19 protein-coding genes are annotated in these 20,372 nt (G+C 68.3%); 18 read left to right on the top strand and 1 reads right to left on the bottom strand.

Annotated features, from left to right (window positions below; translation table 11 throughout):
- The first annotated feature begins 58 nt into the window (after positions 1-58).
- From ASF94_RS18650 to ASF94_RS18580, 15 genes are all read left to right on the top strand, one after another.
- Positions 59-1,159, top strand: coding sequence for a glycosyltransferase family 4 protein (locus ASF94_RS18650; protein WP_056670089.1), 1,101 nt, complete (start codon positions 59-61; stop codon positions 1,157-1,159).
- A 117-nt stretch (positions 1,160-1,276) separates the two neighbouring features.
- Positions 1,277-2,167: an acetylglutamate kinase gene (gene argB, locus ASF94_RS18645; protein WP_056670086.1), complete on the top strand. Its 891-nt coding sequence runs from the start codon at positions 1,277-1,279 to the stop codon at positions 2,165-2,167.
- A gap of 61 nt (positions 2,168-2,228) precedes the next feature.
- Entirely contained in the window at positions 2,229-2,936 is a 708-nt protein-coding gene (locus tag ASF94_RS18640; RefSeq protein ID WP_056670083.1) for a response regulator transcription factor, read from the top strand.
- Positions 2,937-3,038: 102 nt separating this feature from the next.
- A complete protein-coding gene (locus tag ASF94_RS18635) occupies positions 3,039-4,502 on the top strand; it encodes a sensor histidine kinase (protein WP_056670081.1) in 1,464 nt (487 codons plus the stop codon).
- A gap of 131 nt (positions 4,503-4,633) precedes the next feature.
- Positions 4,634-5,341, top strand: a complete 708-nt coding sequence (slmA, locus tag ASF94_RS18630) for a nucleoid occlusion factor SlmA (RefSeq protein ID WP_082493411.1) — start codon at positions 4,634-4,636, stop codon at positions 5,339-5,341.
- 487 nt (positions 5,342-5,828) lie between these two features.
- Positions 5,829-6,494, top strand: coding sequence for a TetR/AcrR family transcriptional regulator (locus tag ASF94_RS18625; protein ID WP_056670079.1), 666 nt, complete (start codon positions 5,829-5,831; stop codon positions 6,492-6,494).
- Positions 6,495-6,575: 81 nt separating this feature from the next.
- Positions 6,576-8,381, top strand: a complete 1,806-nt coding sequence (locus ASF94_RS18620; RefSeq protein ID WP_056670076.1) for an acyl-CoA dehydrogenase C-terminal domain-containing protein — start codon at positions 6,576-6,578, stop codon at positions 8,379-8,381.
- Between the two features lie 47 nt (positions 8,382-8,428).
- On the top strand, positions 8,429-8,863 hold the full coding sequence (locus ASF94_RS18615; RefSeq protein WP_056670075.1) for a DUF2147 domain-containing protein: 435 nt from the start codon (positions 8,429-8,431) through the stop codon (positions 8,861-8,863).
- Positions 8,864-8,884: 21 nt separating this feature from the next.
- A complete protein-coding gene (locus tag ASF94_RS18610; RefSeq protein WP_056670074.1) occupies positions 8,885-11,287 on the top strand; it encodes a 3-hydroxyacyl-CoA dehydrogenase/enoyl-CoA hydratase family protein in 2,403 nt (800 codons plus the stop codon).
- A 12-nt stretch (positions 11,288-11,299) separates the two neighbouring features.
- Entirely contained in the window at positions 11,300-11,827 is a 528-nt protein-coding gene (locus ASF94_RS18605; RefSeq protein ID WP_082493410.1) for a DUF4442 domain-containing protein, read from the top strand.
- A 75-nt stretch (positions 11,828-11,902) separates the two neighbouring features.
- Complete coding sequence (locus ASF94_RS18600; protein WP_056670070.1) at positions 11,903-13,102, top strand: acetyl-CoA C-acyltransferase; 1,200 nt, start codon at positions 11,903-11,905, stop codon at positions 13,100-13,102.
- 262 nt (positions 13,103-13,364) lie between these two features.
- Positions 13,365-14,195, top strand: coding sequence for an acyl-CoA thioesterase II (locus ASF94_RS18595; protein WP_056670067.1), 831 nt, complete (start codon positions 13,365-13,367; stop codon positions 14,193-14,195).
- A 17-nt stretch (positions 14,196-14,212) separates the two neighbouring features.
- A complete protein-coding gene (locus ASF94_RS18590; protein ID WP_056670577.1) occupies positions 14,213-15,025 on the top strand; it encodes an enoyl-CoA hydratase in 813 nt (270 codons plus the stop codon).
- A gap of 401 nt (positions 15,026-15,426) precedes the next feature.
- Positions 15,427-15,936, top strand: a complete 510-nt coding sequence (locus tag ASF94_RS18585) for a thioesterase family protein (protein WP_056670064.1) — start codon at positions 15,427-15,429, stop codon at positions 15,934-15,936.
- A gap of 159 nt (positions 15,937-16,095) precedes the next feature.
- Complete coding sequence (locus ASF94_RS18580) at positions 16,096-16,683, top strand: polymer-forming cytoskeletal protein (RefSeq protein ID WP_056670061.1); 588 nt, start codon at positions 16,096-16,098, stop codon at positions 16,681-16,683.
- Positions 16,684-16,954: 271 nt separating this feature from the next.
- On the opposite strand, the gene ASF94_RS18575 is transcribed toward ASF94_RS18580, so the two are convergent.
- Positions 16,955-17,497, bottom strand: coding sequence for an acyl-CoA thioesterase (locus ASF94_RS18575; protein WP_082493409.1), 543 nt, complete (start codon positions 17,495-17,497; stop codon positions 16,955-16,957).
- Between the two features lie 41 nt (positions 17,498-17,538).
- Between ASF94_RS18575 and ASF94_RS18570 the strand changes: the two genes are divergently transcribed.
- From ASF94_RS18570 to ASF94_RS18560, 3 genes are all read left to right on the top strand, one after another.
- The gene (locus tag ASF94_RS18570; RefSeq protein WP_082493408.1) at positions 17,539-19,437 is read left to right on the top strand and encodes an ABC transporter ATP-binding protein/permease; all 1,899 of its coding nucleotides are present in this window, start codon (positions 17,539-17,541) and stop codon (positions 19,435-19,437) included.
- A gap of 119 nt (positions 19,438-19,556) precedes the next feature.
- Positions 19,557-19,835 (top strand): DUF1778 domain-containing protein, encoded by a 279-nt coding sequence (locus ASF94_RS18565; RefSeq protein WP_056670059.1) that lies wholly within the window; start codon positions 19,557-19,559, stop codon positions 19,833-19,835.
- A complete protein-coding gene (locus ASF94_RS18560; protein WP_056670058.1) occupies positions 19,832-20,350 on the top strand; it encodes a GNAT family N-acetyltransferase in 519 nt (172 codons plus the stop codon). The genes ASF94_RS18565 and ASF94_RS18560 overlap by 4 nt, the downstream gene beginning before the upstream one ends.
- Positions 20,351-20,372 lie beyond the last annotated feature (22 nt).

Here is a 20,372-nt window from a genome sequence, read left to right as displayed (position 1 = left end):
CGTGCCCACCAGCTTTGTTGCATTTCCCTACACCCCGGTCGGATACGATCGCCGCTTCATGATCTGGTTGTCGTTTGTCAGCTTCTTCGTCGCCCTCGTGGCTGCCGGAGCCATTGTCCGTTGGCTTGGCGGAAGTGCGGCTGATTACAGCGACAGCATGCCGCAGCGGTTTCACGTCGGCGACGTGCCGCGCCTGGGCGGCCTTGCGCTGTGGCTGGCGATCACCGTCAGCTGGCTTCTGGGCATCTGGCAGACCTCGTCCGGCGACCCAGGCTCCCTGCGGCTGGGCAGCTGGGTCTGGTGGTGGCTGCTGGCGCTGACCCCCGCCGCCATGGGCGGCATCGTCGAAGACCTGACCCAGCGGCTGGCCGTGCGCTACCGGCTTCTCCTGACAGGCTGTTCGGGCCTGGTGGCGCTGGTGCTGCTGGGCGTGAGCATCCCGCGCCTGGGGCTGCCCTGGCTCGACACGTTGCTGCACTGGATTCCCTGGCTGGGGCTGGGCATCTCGCTGCTCGCCATCACCGGACTCCCCCACGCCTTCAATATCATCGATGGCTACAACGGCCTTGCCGGCATGGTGGCGCTCATCATCTGCCTGGCCCTGGCGCATGTGTGCATCCAGGTGGGCGACCGCTCGCTCGCCGCGCTGCTGGTGTGCACCGCCGCGGCTACGGGGGGGTTCCTGGTGTGGAACTACCCGCGCGGCATGCTGTTCGCGGGCGATGGCGGGGCCTATGTGTGGGGCGTGGTCATCGCGCTGGCCAGCATTTCGCTGGTGCAGCGCAACCCCGACGTTTCTCCCTGGTTTCCCCTGCTGCTGCTGATCTACCCGGTCTGGGAGACGCTGTTTTCCATCTACCGCAAGCTGGCGCGCGGGGTGTCGCCGGGCGTGGCCGATGCGCTGCACTTCCACCAGCTGATCTACCGCCGCATCGTGCGCGGGGTGTTTCACGACGACGAAGCGCGGCGGGTGCTGATGCGCAACAACCGCACCTCGCCGTATCTCTGGGGTTTCACCATGCTGACCGTGGTTCCAGCCGTCCTGTTCTGGAACAACACGCTGGTGCTCATGACGTTCTGCGGCATCTTCGGAGCGCTCTACGTGGCGGCCTACCTGGGCATCGTGCGCTTCAAGGTGCCGCACTGGCTGCGCCACTGAACGCCCGGGCGGCCCGCGCAGCCCGCCCCCCGGCACGCCTGTCGCGGCGATGCCCCGCAGTTGCGGCACAATTTGCCCATCTTCTCCATCGCTCCAGTGCCTGACGGCGCGCCTTCCATGACCGACCTCCAATCCATTGCCCCGCGCGACAAGGCCGAAATCCTGGCCCAGGCGCTGCCCTACATCCGCAAGTTCCATGGCAAGACCATGGTGATCAAGTACGGCGGCAATGCCATGACCGACCCGGCCCTGCAGGCCGACTTCGCGGAAGACGTGGTGCTGCTCAAGCTGGTGGGCATGAACCCGGTGGTGGTGCACGGCGGCGGCCCGCAGATCGAGACGGCGCTGAACCGGCTGGGCAAGAAGGGTGAATTCATCCAGGGCATGCGCGTGACCGATGCCGAGACCATGGAGGTCGTCGAATGGGTGCTGGCCGGCGAAGTGCAGCAGGACATCGTGGGCCTGATCAACCAAGCCGGCGGCAAGGCCGTGGGCCTGACGGGCCGTGACGGCGGAATGATCCGCGCGCAGAAGCTGCGCATGGTGGACAACAAGGACCCGAGCATCGAACACGACATCGGCCAGGTGGGCGACATCGTCTCGATCGATCCCAGCGTGGTCAAGGCGCTGCAGGACGATGCGTTCATCCCCGTCATCAGCCCGATCGGCTTCGGCGAAGACAACGAGAGCTACAACATCAACGCCGACGTGGTGGCCAGCAAGCTGGCGACTGTTCTGCAGGCAGAGAAGCTGGTGCTGCTCACCAACATTCCCGGTGTGCTGAACAAGGCGGGCGAGCTGCTCACCGACCTGACCTCGCGCGAGATCGACGGCCTCTTCGCCGACGGCACCATCTCCGGCGGCATGCTGCCCAAGATTGCCGGTGCGCTCGACGCCGCCAAGGCGGGCGTCAACGCCGTGCACATCATCGATGGCCGCGTGCCGCATGCCATGTTGCTGGAAATCCTGACCGAGCAGGCCTACGGCACGATGATCCGCAGCCACTGATCCGGCTCCTTCCTCCCGTCGCCCCGCTGCCCAACGACCGACCGCTTCCACGGCTTCTGCCATGCGCTTGCTCCTGGTCGAAGACGACGTCATGCTGGCCAGCGGCATCAAGCTCGGCCTCACGGACGCCGGCTACGCGGTGGACTGGGTTGGCAGCGGCGAGCGTGCCGAGGAGGTGCTGCATGCCGAATCGTTCGACGCCGCCGTCATCGACATCGGCCTGCCGGGCATGGACGGGCTGGAGCTGACGCGCCGCCTGCGCCGGCCGGAGATGGCGCATCCATCCATGCCGGTGCTGATCCTCACGGCGCGGGATGCGCTCCATGACCGGGTGCAGGGACTGGACCTGGGCGCGGACGACTACATGGTCAAGCCCTACGAGCTGCCCGAGCTGCTGGCGCGCCTGCGCGCCTTGCTGCGCCGCTCGCAGGCCGCCACCACGGCCATCCTCGGCTTCGGCCCGCTCGAGCTGGACACGGCGCACCGCAGCGTCACGGTGCGTGCCGGCCCGGGCCTGATCGCGCGCCAGCCGATCGAGCTCGGCCCGCGCGAATGGACGGTGCTGGAATACCTGCTCATCCATGCGCCCAAGCCCGCCAGCAAGGAGAAACTGCTGCAGGCCCTCACCGGCTGGGACAAGGAAATCACGCCCAATGCGGTCGAGGTCTACGTTTCGCGCCTGCGCGGCAAGCTCGAGCCCCACGGGGTCGCGCTCCGATCCATCCGGGGCTTCGGTTACCGGCTGGAGTTGCAGGCGCCGTGCGCCTGAGCGCGACTGCTGGCGCAACATCCGCGCCGCACCGCTTTGCCCTCTGACCCACGGGCGCGCAGCATGCAGCCGCAAGCTTTCCGCCGATCTGCGCCGCGTCCCGTGACGGCCGACCTGCGCAACCGGCTGCTGCTGCTGTTGGTGGCGCCGCTGTGCGTGCTGGCCATGATCGGCGCCTGGCTGGACTACCGCTCGGCCGACGAGGCCGCCGGCCGCCACGACCAGCGGCTGATGCGGCTGCTGCCCGCGCTGGCCGACTCCATCCTCTCGCCCGCCATGACCGAGGACGGCCAGCCGCTGCTGCTGCTGGCGCCGCCTGTCGAAGAGTTCCTGCGGCAGAACGCCGGCTTCTCGGGCTTCAGCGTGCAGGACCTGACGGGCCGCGTGCTGCTCGGCGACGACTGGCTGGGCAGCGCGGTGCCGACCACGGCGGTGCCGGAATTCCACAGCGTCGAACACGACCAGATCATCTACCGCGTGGCGGTGCAGCGCGGCCGCACCAGCGCCGGGGAATTGGTGGTGGCACTGGCCGATGGATCCGATGCCCGCCAGCAGTGGGGGCGGCAGCTGCTGCTGCGCGTGCTGCTGCCCAACCTGGCGCTCATCGCCGCCGCGGCCCTGGCCATTCATTGGGCGGTGCGGCGCGCCTTCAAACCGCTGGTGGAGCTGACGGGCGCCGTCGAGCACCGTTCTCCGCGCGACCTGAGCCCCATCGACGAATCCGCCTCGCCCGCCGAAGTGCGGCCGCTGGTCGATGCCCTCAACCGCCTGTTCGCGCTGGTCAACGCGCAGGCGGAGAGCCAGCGGCGCTTCGTGGCCGACGCGGCCCACCAGCTGCGTACCCCGCTCGCCGGGCTGCAGGCGCAGGTGGAGGCCTGGGCGCTGGCGGCCCAGTCGGCCGGGGAGGCGGGCGAGCCCGGGCGGGGCGGCCAGTCGCAATCCAGGTCAAACCAGCCTCTCGCGCTTGATGCTGCTGGGCGTGGTGCTATTTCTTTGGGAGCATCTGAGCTGCAGAAGCTGCGGCAGGCCACCCGGCGCACTTCCAAGCTGGCGCACCAGTTGCTGGCGCTTTCCCGCGCCGATGCGCGCAGCCTCGACGCCCAGCCGCCGCAGTCGGTCGACTTGAAGGCGCTGTGCGAAAGCCTGCTCGAGGCCTTTCTCGACGCCGCCACCGCCAAGGGCATCGACCTGGGGCTGGAGACGGAGCCGGCGGCCACGGCCGGCCACGGCTGGCTGCTGCGCGAGATGCTGTCCAACCTGGTCGACAACGCCATCAGGTACACGCCGGCGGGCGGCAGCGTCACGCTGCGCTCCGGCATGCGCGGCGGGCATGCCTTCCTGCAGGTGGAGGACGACGGCCCTGGCGTGCCCGACGCCGAACGGCAGCGGGTCATGCAGCGCTTCTACCGGTTGCCGGGTTCGGTGGGCGAGGGCACCGGCCTGGGCCTGGCCATCGCGGACGAGATCGCCCACGTCCATCGCGCCAGCCTCACGCTCGCCGCGGGTGCAGCCGGCCAGGGGCTGCTGGTCACGGTGCGCTTCCAGGCCGGGACGCAAACGGCCTGATCGCCTCCGGCGGGCGGTGGCGATCTCCTTCCGGCGCTGGCCCGGGGCGGGGGAGGGCAGGGCAGGGCAGGGCGGGGCGGGGCGGGTGGTCAGGATCGCTGTGCGAGAATCAATTGCACACATTGGCTGCCATGTCCGCACTCCCTCCCGACACCGACACGCGACCCGCTCCCGCTCTGCTCTCCACTGCGTCAGACCCCTCACCCACGCCCGCGAAAGACGAGCCCGCTGCCGCCGCCGTGCGCCGCAGGCCGCCGCCCGGCGAGCGCCGCGTGCAGATCCTGCAGACGCTGGCGGGCATGCTGGAGCAGCCTGGTGCCGAGCGCATCACCACTGCCGCCCTGGCGGCGCGACTGCAGGTGAGCGAGGCGGCGCTCTACCGCCATTTCGCCAGCAAGGCGCAGATGTTCGAGGGCCTGATCGAGTTCATCGAGCAAAGCGTTTTCACCCTGGTCCACCAGATCATGGAGCGCCCCGCCGAACAGTCCGGCCCGGCCGACGGCGCCCAGCGCGCGGCGCGCATCGCCGCGCTGGTGCTGCAGTTCGGTGAGCGCAATCCGGGCATGGTCCGCGTGATGGTGGGCGATGCGCTGGTGCTGGAAAACGAGCGCCTGCTGCAGCGCATGAACCAGTTCTTCGACCGGATCGAGTCGTCGCTGCGGCTGTGCCTGCGGCCGGCGGCGGACGCTGCCGGCGCCGCCACGCCGACCGTCGACGCCCAGGTGCGCGCGGCGGCGCTGTGCGATCTGGTGCGCGGCCGGCTGCAGCGCTTCGCGCGTTCGGGCTTCCGGCGCCTGCCCACCGAGCATCTGGACGCCTCGCTGCAGTTGCTGGTCTAGGGCGCAGGCTCAACCTGCCGGCTGGCGCAAGGCCATTGGCGGTTCGGCGGGATGGGGAAGGCGCGCTGCGCGGGATGGCGCGACTCGGGGGGGCGCAGCGTCGGCGCGCCGGGTGCTGTGAAGGGGCGGTGCGGTGCGTGATCCGCCTTCACTGCACCACCGCCCGTTCGGGCCGAGCCTGTCGAAGCCACGGCATGAAGCTAGCGAAATACTGATTTCTGATCCCCCGCCCGTGGAGTCAGACCTTGTGACAGGGTCCCGGCCGCACCCTCCGCACCCTCCCCAGCATCGTCACCCAGCCAAGCCAGTGAGCGCAGGCTTCCTGCAACGCGCGCACCGCCGCCGCTGCAGGCCGGTGAGACGGCCCGCAAGCCCACCCATCGCCGGCTTCAGGGTTTTCCCTGGCAAGCCCCCATCCGCCACCAGGAACTGAGCTCTACCGCAGGTTTTCATGCAAAATAGAACGATCGTTCGTTTTATTTTACGCATGGCTGATACGTCCTCTCCCACCAAACCCGTGCGCGCGGCCGCGCGCGATGGGCGCGCCCTGCAGAAGGGCCAGCAGACGAAGGCGGTGATCGTCGAGGCCGCCCTGGGCCTGGCCACGCACATCGGGCTGGAAGGGCTGTCCATCGGCGCGCTGGCCGACGTCACCGGCATGAGCAAGTCCGGCGTGTTCGCGCACTTCGGCTCGCGCGAGGAACTGCAGATTTCGGTGGTGCGCGAATACCACGCCCGTTTCGAGCAGGAGGTGTTCTACCCCGCCATGGCCGCTCCGCGTGGCGTGGCCCGTTTGCGTGCCATGTTCGGCAACTGGATGCAGCGCACCTCCATCGAGATCGATTCGGGCTGCATCTACATCAGCGGTGCGGTGGAGTTCGACGACCGCGCCGGCCCGGTGCGCGACGCGCTCGCCAGCTCGGTGCTGACCTGGCTGGCCGCGATGAAGCGTGCCATCGAGCAGTCCATGGAACTGGGCGAGCTGCGTGCCGACGTGAACCCCGAGCAGATGCTGTTCGAGATCCACGGCCTGATTCTGGCGCTGCACTACGAGGCGCGCTTCCTGCAGACGCCCGGCTCCATCGACCGCGCGCATGCCGGCTTCGACAACATCCTGGCCCGCTACGGCGTGGCCGAAGCCAGCGGCGGCTGACCGCAGCGGGCCCATCCCTTCGTTCTCCAACGACTTCCTCCTTCCCTTTTTTTCTTCAGTCCTACCCTTTCAGGAGCCAACATGCCCAGCTACACGCCGCCCCTGCGCGACATGCAATTCGTGATGCACGAGGTCTTCCGCGTCACCGACGAGTTCAAGGCCATTCCCCGGCATGCCGAGGTCGATGAGGACACCATCAATGCCGTGCTGGAAGAGGCCGGCAAGTTCGCCGCCGGCGTGGCGTTCCCGCTCAACATCTCGGGCGACGAAGAGGGCTGCACGCTCGACAAGCAGACGCATGAAGTGACCACGCCCAAGGGCTTCAAGGAAGCCTATGCGCAGTACATCGAGGGCGGCTGGGCGGCGCTGTCGTGCGACCCGGAATACGGCGGCCAGGGCCTGCCGTTCGTGGTGAATCAATGCCTCTACGAAATGCTCAACAGCGCCAACCAGGCCTGGACGATGTACCCGGGCCTCTCGCACGGCGCCTACGAGGCGCTGGTGGCGCACGGCACCGACGAGCAGAAGAAGACCTACCTGCCCAAGCTGGTGAGCGGCGAGTGGACCGGCACCATGTGCCTGACCGAGCCCCACTGCGGCACCGACCTCGGGATGCTGCGCACCAAGGCCGAGCCCGTGGCCGGCGCACCGGAAGGCACGTACAAGATCACCGGCAACAAAATCTTCATCAGCGCCGGCGAGCACGACTTCACCGAGAACATCGTCCACCTGGTGCTGGCCCGCCTGCCCGATGCGCCCAAGGGCAGCAAGGGCATCAGCCTGTTCGTGGTGCCCAAGTACCTGGTGAATGCCGACGGCTCCCTGGGCGAGCGCAACCCGATCTTCTGCGCCGGCCTCGAGCACAAGATGGGCATCCACGGCAACGCCACCGCGCAGATCGCCATCGATGGCGCCATCGGCACCCTGGTCGGCCAGCCGCACAAGGGCCTGCAGGCCATGTTCGTGATGATGAACGCGGCCCGCCTGGGCGTGGGCAACCAGTCGCTGGGGCTGACCGAAGTGGCCTTCCAGAACGCGCTGGCCTATGCCAAGGACCGCACCCAGATGCGCAGCCTGTCGGGCACCAAAGCCAAGGACAAGGAAGCCGATCCGATCATCGTGCACCCCGACGTGCGCAAGATGCTGCTGACGGCCAAGGCCTATGCCGAAGGCGCCCGCGCGCTGCAGATCTACTGCACGCTGCTGCTGGACAAGGCGCACAGCCACCCGGACGAAAAGGTGCGCAAGGACTCGGACGAACTGGTGGCGCTGCTGACGCCCATCGTCAAGGCCTTCATCACCGACAACGGCCACATTGCCACCAACCACTGCATGCAGGTCTTCGGCGGCCACGGCTTCATCAAGGAATGGGGCATGGAGCAGTTCGTGCGGGACAACCGCATCAACATGATCTATGAAGGCACCAACACCATCCAGTCGCTGGACCTGCTGGGCCGCAAGGTGCTGGGCAACAACGGTGCCACGCTCAAAAAACTGGGCAAGCTGGTGGGCCAGCTGGTGCAGGAAGAAGGTGTGAACGAGAAGATGGCCGAGTTCATCAACCCCATCGCCATGCTGGGCGAGCAGATGACCAAGTTCACCACCGAGATCGGTTTCAAGGGCTTCCAGAACCCCGACGAAGTGGGTGCCGCCGCCGTCGATTACCTGCGCGTGGCCGGCCACCTGGTGTTCGGCTACCTGTTCGCCCGCATGGCCCAGGTGGCGCTGCGGCAGATCGCCGCCGGCAACGACGACCCGTTCTACGTCGCCAAGCTGCAGACGGCGCGCTTCTACTTCGCCAAGCTGTTCCCCGAAACGGCCACGCTGATGCGCACCGCCCGCGCTGGCGCCAAGCCGCTGATGGACACCGACGCCGCGCTGGCCTGAGCGCCGCACGCTTGCAATCTTCTCAACGTTTTTGCCCAGGAGCCCTCATGAATAAAGCGCTAGCAGCTATCTTTTGTGTAGCAATCGCCGCCCCCGTCTGGGCCCAGGTGACGCCCGTGGGCACGTGGCGCAGCATCGACGACAAGACGGGTGAGGCGAAAGCCCAGATCCGCATCGGCGAAGCGGCGGGCGCGCTCACCGGCCGCATCGAGAAGTCGCTGAAGAAAGACACGGCCCCGGACGCCACCTGCGTGGAATGCACCGACGACCGCAAGGGCCAGCCCATCGCCGGGCTGGAGATCATCCGCGGCGGCAGGAAGGCCGACGGCAAGGACGTCTGGGAAGGCGGCAAGATCCTCGACCCCGAAAACGGCAAGGAATACCGCGCCAGCTTCACGCCCATCGACGGCGGCGCCAAGCTGGAAGTGCGCGGTTACCTGGGGCCTTTCTGGCGAACGCAAACGTGGCAGCGCGTCCAATAAATCCATTCGACAAGAAACACCATGTCCCGATTCCAAGTGAAGAAAGTCGCCGTGCTCGGCGCAGGCGTGATGGGCGCGCAGATCGCCGCGCACCTCGCCAATGTGAAGGTGCCCGTGGTGCTGTTCGACCTGCCAGCCAAGGAAGGCCCGAAGAACGGCATCGTCACCAAGGCCATCGAGGGCCTGAAGAAGCTCAAGCCCGCGCCCTTGGGCGTGGCCGAAGACGCCGCGCTGATCGGCCAGGCCAACTACGGAGAGCACCTGGACCAGCTGCGCGAATGCGACCTCGTCATCGAGGCCATCGCCGAGCGCATGGACTGGAAGCTCGACCTCTACAAGAAGATCGCGCCCTTCGTCGCGCCGAACGCCATCGTGGCGTCGAACACGTCCGGGCTGTCGATCACGAAGCTCTCCGAGGCGCTGCCCGATGCGATCAAGCCGCGTTTCTGCGGCATCCACTTCTTCAACCCGCCGCGCTACATGACGCTGGTGGAGCTGATCGACACGCCCACCACCCGGCCGGAAGTGCTGGACCAGCTCGAAGCCTTCGTCACCAGCGGCCTGGGCAAGGGCGTGGTGCGCGCGCACGACACGCCTAACTTCATCGCCAACCGCGTCGGCATCGCCGGCATGCTGGCCACGATGAAGGAAGTGGAGAACTTCGGCCTCACCTACGACGTGGTGGACGACCTCACGGGCAAGAAGCTGGGGCGCGCCTCCAGCGGCACCTTCCGCACCGCCGACGTGGTGGGGCTGGACACCATGGCCCATGTCATCAAGACGCTGCAGGACAACCTGACGGAAGAGACGGACCCGTTCTACGGCAGCTTCGGCACGCCCGAAGTGCTGAACAAGCTCATCGAGATGAAGCACCTGGGCCAAAAGTCCAAGGCCGGCTTCTACAAGAAGGTGGGCCGCGACATCCTGCGCTTCGACCTGGCCGAGGGCGAATACGTGCCCGGCGGCCAGAAGGCCGACGAGGTCTATGGCCGCATGCTCAAGAAGCCCGCCGCCGAGCGCCTGAAATTGCTGCGCAACGCCGAGGGCGCGCAGGGCCGCTTCCTCTGGGCCATTCTGCGCAACAGCTTCCACTACGCCGCCGTGCACCTGGCGACGATTGCCGACAACGCCCGCGACGTGGACCAGGCCATGCGCTGGGGCTTCGGCATGAAGCAGGGCCCGTTCGAGCTGTGGCAGGAGGCCGGCTGGCTCGACGTGGCGAAGATGATCCAGGAGGACATCGATGCGGGCAAGGCGCTCAGCAAGGCGCCGCTGCCCGAGTGGGTGTTCAAGGGCCCGGTGGCCGAGGCCGGCGGCGTGCACACGGCCGAGGGCTCGTGGAGCGCTTCCCAGTCGAAGTTCGTGCCGCGCCGCCAGTTGCCCGTCTATGAACGCCAGCACTTCCCCGAGCCGCTGCTGGGCGAAAAGAACCTGCCCGACTGGCGCACGGCCGGCACCACGGTAGCCGGGTCCGACGCGCTGCGCACCTGGACGCTCGATGGCAAGGTGCTCATCGCCAGCATCCAGAGCAAGATGCACGCGATCAGCCCCGACGTGATGGAAGGCCTGGTCGAGGCCATCGACACCGCCGAGCGCGAATACGACGGGCTGGTGATCTGGTCCGGCGACGGGCCCTTCAGCGTGGGCGCCGACCTGGCGGCCACCATGCCCGCCTTCGTGGTCGCCGGCATCTCGGCCATCGAAAGCGTGGAGCAGGAACTGCAGAACCTGATGCTGCGCCTGCGCTATGCGCAGGTGCCGGTCATCTCGGCCATCCACGGCATGGCGCTGGGCGGTGGCTGCGAGCTGGCCGTGTACTCGGCCCGCCGCGTGGCGCACATGGAAAGCTACATCGGCCTGGTCGAAGTGGGCGTGGGCCTGGTGCCGGGTGCGGGCGGCCTGACCTACATCGCGCGCCGCGCGGCCGAGAACGCCGCCGCGTCCACGGGCAAGGACCTGCTGCCTTTCCTCACGGAAGGCTTCACCGCCGCCGCCATGGCCAAGGTGGGCACCAGCGCGCTCGAATCGCGCAAGCTGGGCTATCTGCTGGAGAGCGACATCGTCGTGCCGCACAAGGACGAGGTGCTGTTCGTCGCGCTGAACGAAGCGAAGGCCATGGCCGCCAGCGGCTGGCGCGCGCCGGCCAGGCGCCTGTTCCCGGTGGCCGGGCGCAGCGGCATCGCCACCATCCGCGGCTCGCTGGTCAACATGCGCGACGGCGGCTTCATCAGCGACCACGACCAACACATCGCCACGCTGATCGCCGAAATCGTCTGCGGCGGCGACGTGGATGCCGGCACGCTGGTGAGCGAGGAATACCTGATGGCGCTGGAACGCAAGGCCTTCTGCGCGCTGATCCAGCACCCCAAAACGCAAGAACGCATCCTGGGCATGCTGAACACCGGCAAGCCGTTGCGCAACTGATCGGCCGACCGCATGACCATGACCCCGGACCTGGCTAGCGTGTTCGCGCCCAACCGGCTGCAACTGCAGCTGGAGCAGATCGACGACTACCCGAAGTTCCTGCGCCCCTGGGTGCGCAACCTGGTGCTGCGCCGCGCCGTGCCGTTCACCCGCACGGCCGGCGTGGAGTTCGTCGAGATGTCGCCGAACCGGGTGGAAGTGCGGCTGCGCAACGAGCCCCGGGTGCGCAATCACATCGGCGGCATCCATGCCTCGGCGATGAACCTGCTGGCCGAGACGGCCACCGGCATGGCCGTGGGCCTGAACGTGCGCGACGACTGCGTGCCGCTGGCCAAGGACATGAAGATGGCCTTCCGCAAGCGCGCCAACGGTGCGTTGCGCGCCGTGGCGGTGCTGACCGATGCGCAGCGCGCCGCCATGAAGGCCGAAACCAAGGGCGAGATGCAGGTCCAGGTCACGGTGACGGACGAAACCGGCGCGGAGCCGGTGGAGTGCGAATTCACCTGGGCCTGGGTGCCGTCCACCCGCGCCGCCAAGTAGCCGACCGAACGAACCCAAACCATGCACTCACCGATCGCGAGGTCGATGGGTCGAACGAATCAAGGAGCCTTCTCCATGGCAAAACAAATGCAGGACGCCTACATCGTCGCCGCCACGCGCACGCCCATCGGCAAGTCGCACCGCGGCTTCTTCCGCAACACCCGCCCGGACGACCTGCTGGCCACGACGCTGAAGGCCGCGCTGGCCCAGGTGCCGGGGCTGGACCCGGCCTCCATCGAGGACATCATCTGCGGCTGCGCCATTCCCGAAGGCGCGCAAGGCCTGAACGTGGCGCGCATCGGCGCCGTGCTGGCGGGGCTGCCCACCAGCGTGGGGGGCATCACCGTCAACCGCTTCTGCGCCTCGGGTCTGTCGGCCGTGCAGATGGCGGCGGACCGCATCCGCGTGGGCGAGGCCGAGGTGATGATCGCCGCCGGTGTCGAAAGCATGAGCATGGTGCCCATGATGGGCAACACGCCCTCGCTGTCGCCCAGCATCTTCGCGCGGGACGGCGACGTGGGCATCGCCTACGGCATGGGCCTCACGGCCGAGAAGGTCGCCCAGCAGTGGAAGGTGAGCCGCGAAGACCAGGACGCCTTCGCGCTGCAGTCGCACCAGAAGGCGCTGGCCGCGCAGCAGGCCGGCGAATTCGCCGATGAGATCACGCCCATCGAGGTGACCGACCGCACGGCTGACCTCGCCACCGGCGAGGCCATCGCCAAGAGCCGCACCGTGTCGCTGGACGAGGGCGCCCGCCCCGACACCAGCCTGGAGGGCCTGGCCAAGCTCAAGACCGTGTTCGCGGCGCGCGGCTCGGTCACGGCGGGCAACAGCTCGCAGACCAGCGACGGCGCGGGCGCGCTGATCCTGGCGAGCGAATCGGCGGTCAAGCGCTTCGGCCTGACCCCGCTGGCGCGCTTCGTCAGTTTCGCCAGCAAGGGCGTGCCGCCCAGCATCATGGGCATCGGCCCGATCGAGGCCATCCCGGCCGCGCTGCGCTACGCCGGCCTGCAGCAGCAGGACATCGACTGGTTCGAGCTGAACGAGGCCTTCGCCGCCCAGTCGCTCGCCGTCATCCGCCAGCTGGGCCTGGACCCGGCCAAGGTCAACCCCATGGGCGGCGCCATCGCCCTGGGCCATCCGCTGGGCGCGACGGGCGCCATCCGCGCCGCCACGGTGGTGCATGCGCTGCGCCGCAAGAACCTGAAGTACGGCATGGTCACGATGTGCGTGGGCATGGGGCAGGGCGCGGCGGGCATCTTCGAAAAAGTCTAGGTACAACCCCCTGAGCGGCGTAGCCGCTCCGTGCAGCCGCCAGAGGCGGCAGCTCTTCGGGCCGTCCCAACCTGCGCGGGCAGGTTGGGAGCCGCGGCCCTCTGCCCCTTCTCTCGCGCTGGCGCGCGGGAAGGGGACGACGCCGGTGGCCTGGCGGAGCCAGTTCCACGGCGTCTGCTGGTGAAGTCCGGCCGTGCCCTTCGCCAAGCAAAGTCGCAGGCACGACGGCACGTTGCTCTCAACCACGGCACACTCAGTCACCATGACCGATGCTCTGCACCCTCTAGACGATGCGCTGGCGCTCACCCCCGACGGCGCCGACCGCTACACCGGCCGCACGACGCCGGATTACTGGAACATGGTGGGGCCCTTCGGCGGCGCCACGGCCGCCACGCTGCTGCAGGCCGTGATGCAGCACCCCGCGCGGCTCGGCGAGCCGCTGTCGCTCACCGTCAACTACGCAGGCGCGGTGGGGCAGGGCGACTTCACCGTGCAGGCCACGCCGGTGCGCACCAACCGGTCCACCCAGCACTGGACGCTGTCCATCACCCAGCCCGGCCCCGATGGCGCGATGGTCACGACCACCACCGGCACCGCAGTGACTGCGGCGCGCCGCGAAACATGGAGCGAAACCGACACCCCCATGCCCGAGGCACCCGCGCCCGAAGGCCTGCAGCCGCTGGGCCAGGGGCTGGGCGTGGCCTGGCTGGACCGGTACGAGCTGCGCCCCGTGGCCGGCGACATGCCCCAGCAATGGGACGGCCGCAGCCATGCCGGCAGCCTCACGCGGCTCTGGATGCGCGACGCGCCCGAGCGGCCGCTGGACTTCTGCGCGTTGGCGGCGCTGGCCGATGTGTTCTACCCTCGCGTCTGGCTGCGGCGCGCGCAGCGCGTGCCGGCGGGCACGGTGTCGCTCACCGTGTACTTCCATGCCGGCAGCGCGCAGCTGCAGGCCACCGGCACCGGCCATGTGCTGGGCCAGGCGCAGGCGCAGGAGTTCCGCAACGGCTTCTTCGACCAGACCGCACAACTGTGGAACCGCGCCGGCCAGCTGCTGGCCAGCAGCCACCAGATCGTCTACTACAAGGAATGAGCACAAGGATGAACGACATGACCGACACCACCACGGCCGGCACGGACCGCACGGCAGGCACCGCCTCGCAGGACATCCTGGTCCACACCGAGTCCGGCATCACCACCATCACCTTCAACCGGCTGGACAAGAAGAACTCGATCACCCGCGCCATGTACGCGGCGCTGGCCGACGCCTTCGACGCCGCCGCGCAGGACGCGAAAGTGCGCGTGGTGGTGCTGCAGGGCGACGTGGCCATCTTCAGCGCCGGCAACGACATCGGCGACTTCCTGCAGCAGACGCCGTCCACCCAGGACTCGCCGGTGTTCCGCTTCCTGCGCGGCATCGCCACCTTCCCGAAGCCCGTCGTCGCCGCCGTCTGCGGCCCGGCTGTGGGCATCGGCACCACCATGCTGTTCCATTGCGACCTGGTCTATGCCGGCGACAACGCCGCGTTCTCCATGCCCTTCGTCAACCTGGGCCTGTGCCCCGAAGCCGGCTCCAGCCTGCTCGTGCCGCGCATGTTCGGCTACCACCGGGCCGCCGAAGCGCTGCTGCTGGGCGAACCCTTCATGGCCGAAGCCGCGCTGGAAGTGGGCCTGGTCAACCGCGTGGTGCCGCCCACCGAATGCAACATGGTCGCCCAGACCCAGGCCCGCAAGCTGGCCGCCAAGCCGCTGTCGTCGCTGATCGAAACCAAGCGCCTGATGAAGCACGCCCAGCAACCCGAAGTGCTGGAACGCATCGCGCAAGAAGGCGAGAGCTTCGGCCGCATGCTGGTCCAGCCCGCCGCCAAGGAAGCCTTCAGCGCCTTCATGGAAAAACGCCGCCCGGACTTCAGCGCGAGCTGAAGGCCGCCACCGAAGGTGGGGCGACACGCAGTGGCGCCAGCAGTTTTCGTCAAAAACGCCGTCCGGACTTCAGCGCCAGCTGAATTCCGGCCACCGAAGGCGGGGCGACACGCAGTGGCGCCAGAAGTTTTCGTCAAAAACGCCGTCCGGACTTCAGCGCCAGCTGAAGTCCGGCCACCGGAGGTGGAGCGACACGCAGTGGCGCCAGAAGTTTTCGTCAAAAACGCCGCCCGGACTTCAGCGCCAGCTGAGGTCCGGCCACCGACGGAGGGTCGACACGCAGTGGCCCCCGCAGTTTTGTCCGTACCTCACCCCGGCTCCAGCGCGGCCTCTACCTGCCGTCGGCTTGCAAAAACAAGCCCATTCATCCTCCAGCGCTCATGCATAGGGCGCCCAATGCTATGAAAAACATAGCATATGAAACACAGGCCTCCACCGTGCAACCCCTGCCCGACTTCGAGCCCGAGTTCATCGCCGGCCTCACCGAGATCTTCGAAGAACGCATCGTCTTTCACCGCCTGCTGGGCCTGAAGGTGCACAGCGTGCGGCCCGACGAGGTGGCAGCCCGCATCGACATGAAGCCCGACCTCGTCGGGCACTACGGCCACCAGCGGCTGCACGGCGGCGTAATCAGCGCGTCGCTGGATGCCATGGGCGGGCTGGCGGTCATGGCGGCCATCGGCGCCAGGCACATGGATGAATCACCCCTCCAGCGGCTGCAGCGCTTCGGCCGCCTGGGCACCATCGACCTGCGCATCGACTATCTGCGTCCCGGGGTGGACAGCGACCACTTCACGATGCGCGCTGAAGTGCTGCGCCTGGGCTCGCGGGTGGCCAGCACGCGCATGGAATTCTTCGGCGCGGACGGGGCGCTGCTGGCGGCAGGCGCGGCGGCATACATCGTCGCGTGAGACATCAGGCGGGGACTCTGCACCGCTGCCCCGATGTGTGTCGCTGCAAACCCTGCAAGCGCATGCTACGAACGAGCGGTTTCGTTACCGTTCTTGCGTAACGCTGGGATCTTTCACTGCTCTGCACTTCTAGCATGGCCCTCTTTTCAAGGAGATCTGATGGCCGTGCAAAACCCTTTCTTTGGCAAGCGTGAACCCGACGCATTCCAGCCCCGTCAGCCCGGCTCCGTGCTGGGTGGCGCCACCACGCCCGGTACGGCGGCGACGGCTGCCAATCCGCTGGGCACCAGCCCGGCCGTGAACAGCAAACCGCTGACGGGCACGTCGCCGGCTGCCGCCGCCGGTGAGGGAGTGGGCAGCAAGCTCACCGTGGGCCCGAACATCAAGCTCAAGGGAGTGGAGATCACCGACTGCGACACGCTGGTGGTGGAAGGGACCGTCGAAGCGACGATGGATTCGCGCGTCATCCAGATCGCCGAGCAGGGCGCCTTCCGTGGTTCGGCCGAGATCGATATCGCCGAGATCCACGGTGAGTTCGACGGCACGCTGACGGTGCGCCAGAAGCTGGTGATCTACAGCACCGGCAAGGTCACGGGCAAGATCCGGTACGGCAAGGTGGTGATCGAAGAGGGCGGCCAGCTCTCCGGCGAGATCGAGGCCGGCGGCAGCGCCGGCCGCGGCCAGTCGAGCACCTCTGCGTCCACCGCCTACGCCCGCAACGATTCGCCGGCGCTGGCTGCGGCCTGACTGCGGCAGGCCATGCCGGCGGGTTGACCGGAAGGTGGGGCGCACGAGACCACCGCATGGGGGCCATGCCAGAGCAGGGCCTGCATCCGCTACCGCCGCTACCGCCGCCGCTCCTGCGTTCGGGCGGAGGCTGCCCGAAGATACACGCAAGCCGCCATCGGCTTCCCGCGCATCACGGCGCAGCGGGAGCCGGTGGCGGCTTCGTCATTGGGGTGCGCCACCAGAGGCGGGCGGTGCCAGAACGTCTGGCGGGCTCGCCCCCCAGGTCGATTCAAGCGCCGGCAGGCGGGGTGGCGCCGGTGGCCGCCGCCGCACCACCCGGGGCAGGGTCTGCGGCAGCAACGCCGGCCACGACGATCGGCCGCGGCCGGCCGGCCGCATCGATGGCCACGTAGGTCAGCCGCGCCTCGGTCACCTTCACATAGCGGCCCTGCGCGGCGAAACGCTCGGCATACACCTCCACCTGCACGGTGACCGACGTGCGGCCCACTCGCTGCACGCTGGCGAAGAAGGAGAGGATGTCGCCGACGCGCACCGGCTGCTTGAACACGAATTCATTCACCGCCACCGTTGCCATGCGGCCCTGCACATGGCGCGCGGGCAGCACCGAGCCCGCCAGGTCCACCTGCGCCATCACCCAGCCGCCGAAGATGTCGCCGTTGGCGTTGCAGTCGCCCGGCATGGGGATGACCTTCAGCACCAGTTCCTTGTCGGCCGGCAGCGCGGTCAGGGCGGCGGTCGGCGCGGGCGTGGCGGTGGCAGCGGGCGTGGCGGGCGCGGCCGAGGGGGGCGTCGCGCGGGCGGATTCGGTCATGGGCACAATCTCGGTAAAAACAACAACCGGAATTGTCCTTCATGCGCCCCCACGGCGAATCTGCTGCCTCCCCCCACGCCCCGCATCCCCACGCGTCCCCGCACAGCGCCGCAACCCGATCTGCGCCGCATTCCCCGCCGTCCTCGGAGCCGGCCGCTCCACCCGCCCCGCGGCGCTCCGACTGGGGCACCATCGCACGCCTGCTGCCCTACCTGTGGCAATACAAGTGGCGCGTGATCGCGGCGCTGGTGTTCGTGCTGGGCGCCAAGACCGCCAACGTCGGCGTGCCGCTGCTGCTCAAGCACCTGGTGGATGCGATGACCCTCACGCCCGGCAACCCGGCCATCGTGGTGGTGGTACCCGTGGCGCTGATCGTGGCCTACGGCCTGCTGCGGCTCTCGACCTCGGTCTTCACCGAGCTGCGCGAACTCGTCTTCGCCAAGGCCACGCAGGGGGCGGCCCGCACCATTGCGCTGCAGACCTTCGAGCATCTGCATGCCCTGTCGCTGCGCTTTCACCTGGAGCGCCAGACCGGCGGCATGACGCGCGACATCGAGCGCGGCATGGGCAGCATCCAGTCGCTGATCTCGTTCACCCTCTTCAACATCGGCGCCACGCTGATCGAGGTGTTCATGGTGCTCACGGTGCTGGCCGTGCGCTTCGACGCCTGGTTCGCCTGGATCACGCTGGGCGCGCTGGCGCTCTACATCGCCTTCACGGTGGGCGTGACCGAATGGCGCACGCACTTCCGGCGCCAGGCCAACGAGTTCGATTCGGCCGCGCATGCCAAGGCCGTGGATTCGCTGCTCAACTACGAGACCGTCAAGTACTTCAACAACGAGGCCTTCGAGGCGCGCCGCTACGACGAGAGCCTGCAGCGCCTGCGCCGCGCGCGGCTGAAAAGCCAGACCTCGCTGTCGCTGCTCAACACCGGCCAGCAGCTCATCATCGCCACCGGCCTGGTCTGCATGCTGTGGCGCGCCGCGCAGGGCGTGGCGGACGGGCGCATGACGGTGGGCGACCTGGTCATGGTCAACGCCTTCATGATCCAGCTCTACATACCGCTCAACTTCCTGGGCGTGATCTACCGCGAGATCAAGCAGAGCCTGACCGACCTGGACAAGATGTTCACCCTGATGGACCGCGAGCGCGAGGTGGCCGATGCGCCCGGTGCCGTGCCGCTCGTGCTGCAGGGCCCGCCCGCCGTGCGCTTCGAGGACGTGCACTTCGCCTACGACCCGGCGCGTCCCATCCTGCGCGGGGTCAGCTTCGAGATCCCCGCCGGCCGTACCGTGGCGGTGGTGGGCCCATCGGGTTCCGGCAAGTCCACCCTGGCGCGGCTGCTCTACCGCTTCTACGACATCCAGTCAGGACGCGTCACGCTGGGCGGGCAGGACCTGCGTGCCGTCACCCAGGACAGCGTGCGCCGCGCCATCGGCATCGTGCCGCAGGACACCGTGCTGTTCAACGACACCATCGCCTACAACATCGCCTACGGCCGGCCCGGCGCCACGCAGCAGGAGGTGGAAGCCGCCGCGCAGGCGGCGCGCATCCACGGCTTCATCGCCGCCACGCCGCAGGGCTACGCCACGCCGGTGGGCGAGCGGGGGCTGAAGCTCTCGGGTGGCGAAAAGCAGCGCGTGGCCATCGCCCGCACGCTGCTGAAAGACCCGCCCATCCTGATCTTCGACGAGGCCACCAGCGCGCTCGATTCCGCCAACGAACGCGCGATCCAGGCCGAGCTGCAGAGCGCGGCCGAAGGCAAGACCACGCTGCTGATCGCGCACCGCCTGTCCACCGTGGTTGATGCGCACGAGATCCTGGTGATGGACGCGGGCCAGATCATCGAGCGCGGCACGCATGCCGAACTGCTGGCGCGCGGCGGGCGGTACGCGAGCATGTGGGCGTTGCAGCGCCACGAAAGTCAGGGCGGGCAGTAGCGCCGTAGCGCAGTAGCGCCCGCACCAGATCGGGGCTGAAGGTTTGCCAGGCGCCGTAGAACCATCTGCGGTATGACCGGCTTGTAGTGCTATTTGCAATACGCTAATAGAATCCGTGAATGACCCCACTTGCCAACCACCCCCTCTCGCTGCGCCTCGCGGTGAGCGACCTGGCCATGATCGACCGGGCCGCCATGCTGCGCGGGCGCTCGCGGACCGAGTTCATGCGCGATGCGGCGGTGCGTGCGGCGGAAGAGGCCTTGCTCGAATCCCTGCCCATCCGCATGAGCCCTGAGGGCTTCGAGGAATTCCTGGCGGTGCTTGCCACGCCCGGCACGGCGGTGCCCGAGATGGTGGAGGTGTTGCAGCGCCCCGCGCCCTGGGAACGCGCTTCGTGAAGATCGAGGGGCCGCAGGCCCTGACGGCGCAGCATGAGGTGGCCTCGTTTTCGTGTGGCCATCCCGCGCTGGACCGGTGGCTGCAGACCCGCGCACTGTCCCATCAGCAGAAAGGCTTCACGGCGGTGGTCGTGGTGCATGTCGAGGGGCGCGTGGTCGGCTTCTATGGCCTGTCGCCCACAGCGGTACTGCCCGCGCAGCTGCCGCGATCCATCCGCACCGGACAGCCGCCCGATCCCGTGCCCTGCCTGCTGCTCGGCCAGTTGGCCACGGACAGCCGCTGGGCGGGCCAGGGCGTCGGCACGGGGTTGGTCAAGCACGCCTTGCAGCGCAGCATGGCGGCGGCCCGGCTCATCGGCGGACGTGCCTTGGTCGTGCATGCGGTGGACGAGGGCGCGGCGGCATTTTGGTTGCGGCGGGGGTTTGCGGCGTCGCGCGACGACCCATTGGTGCTGTTCCGATCGATGGCGGACATTGCAGCGTCCGTGGCCGCGGCGGGTGAAAATTTGGAATGAAAATGGCCTCTGGCGCTGGTGG

Source organism: Acidovorax sp. Leaf160 (assembly GCF_001424265.1).
GTDB lineage: Bacteria > Pseudomonadota > Gammaproteobacteria > Burkholderiales > Burkholderiaceae_C > Paracidovorax.
The sequence above is the reverse complement of the archived record's forward strand: the minus strand, read 5'-3'. Positions and strand labels throughout refer to the sequence as shown.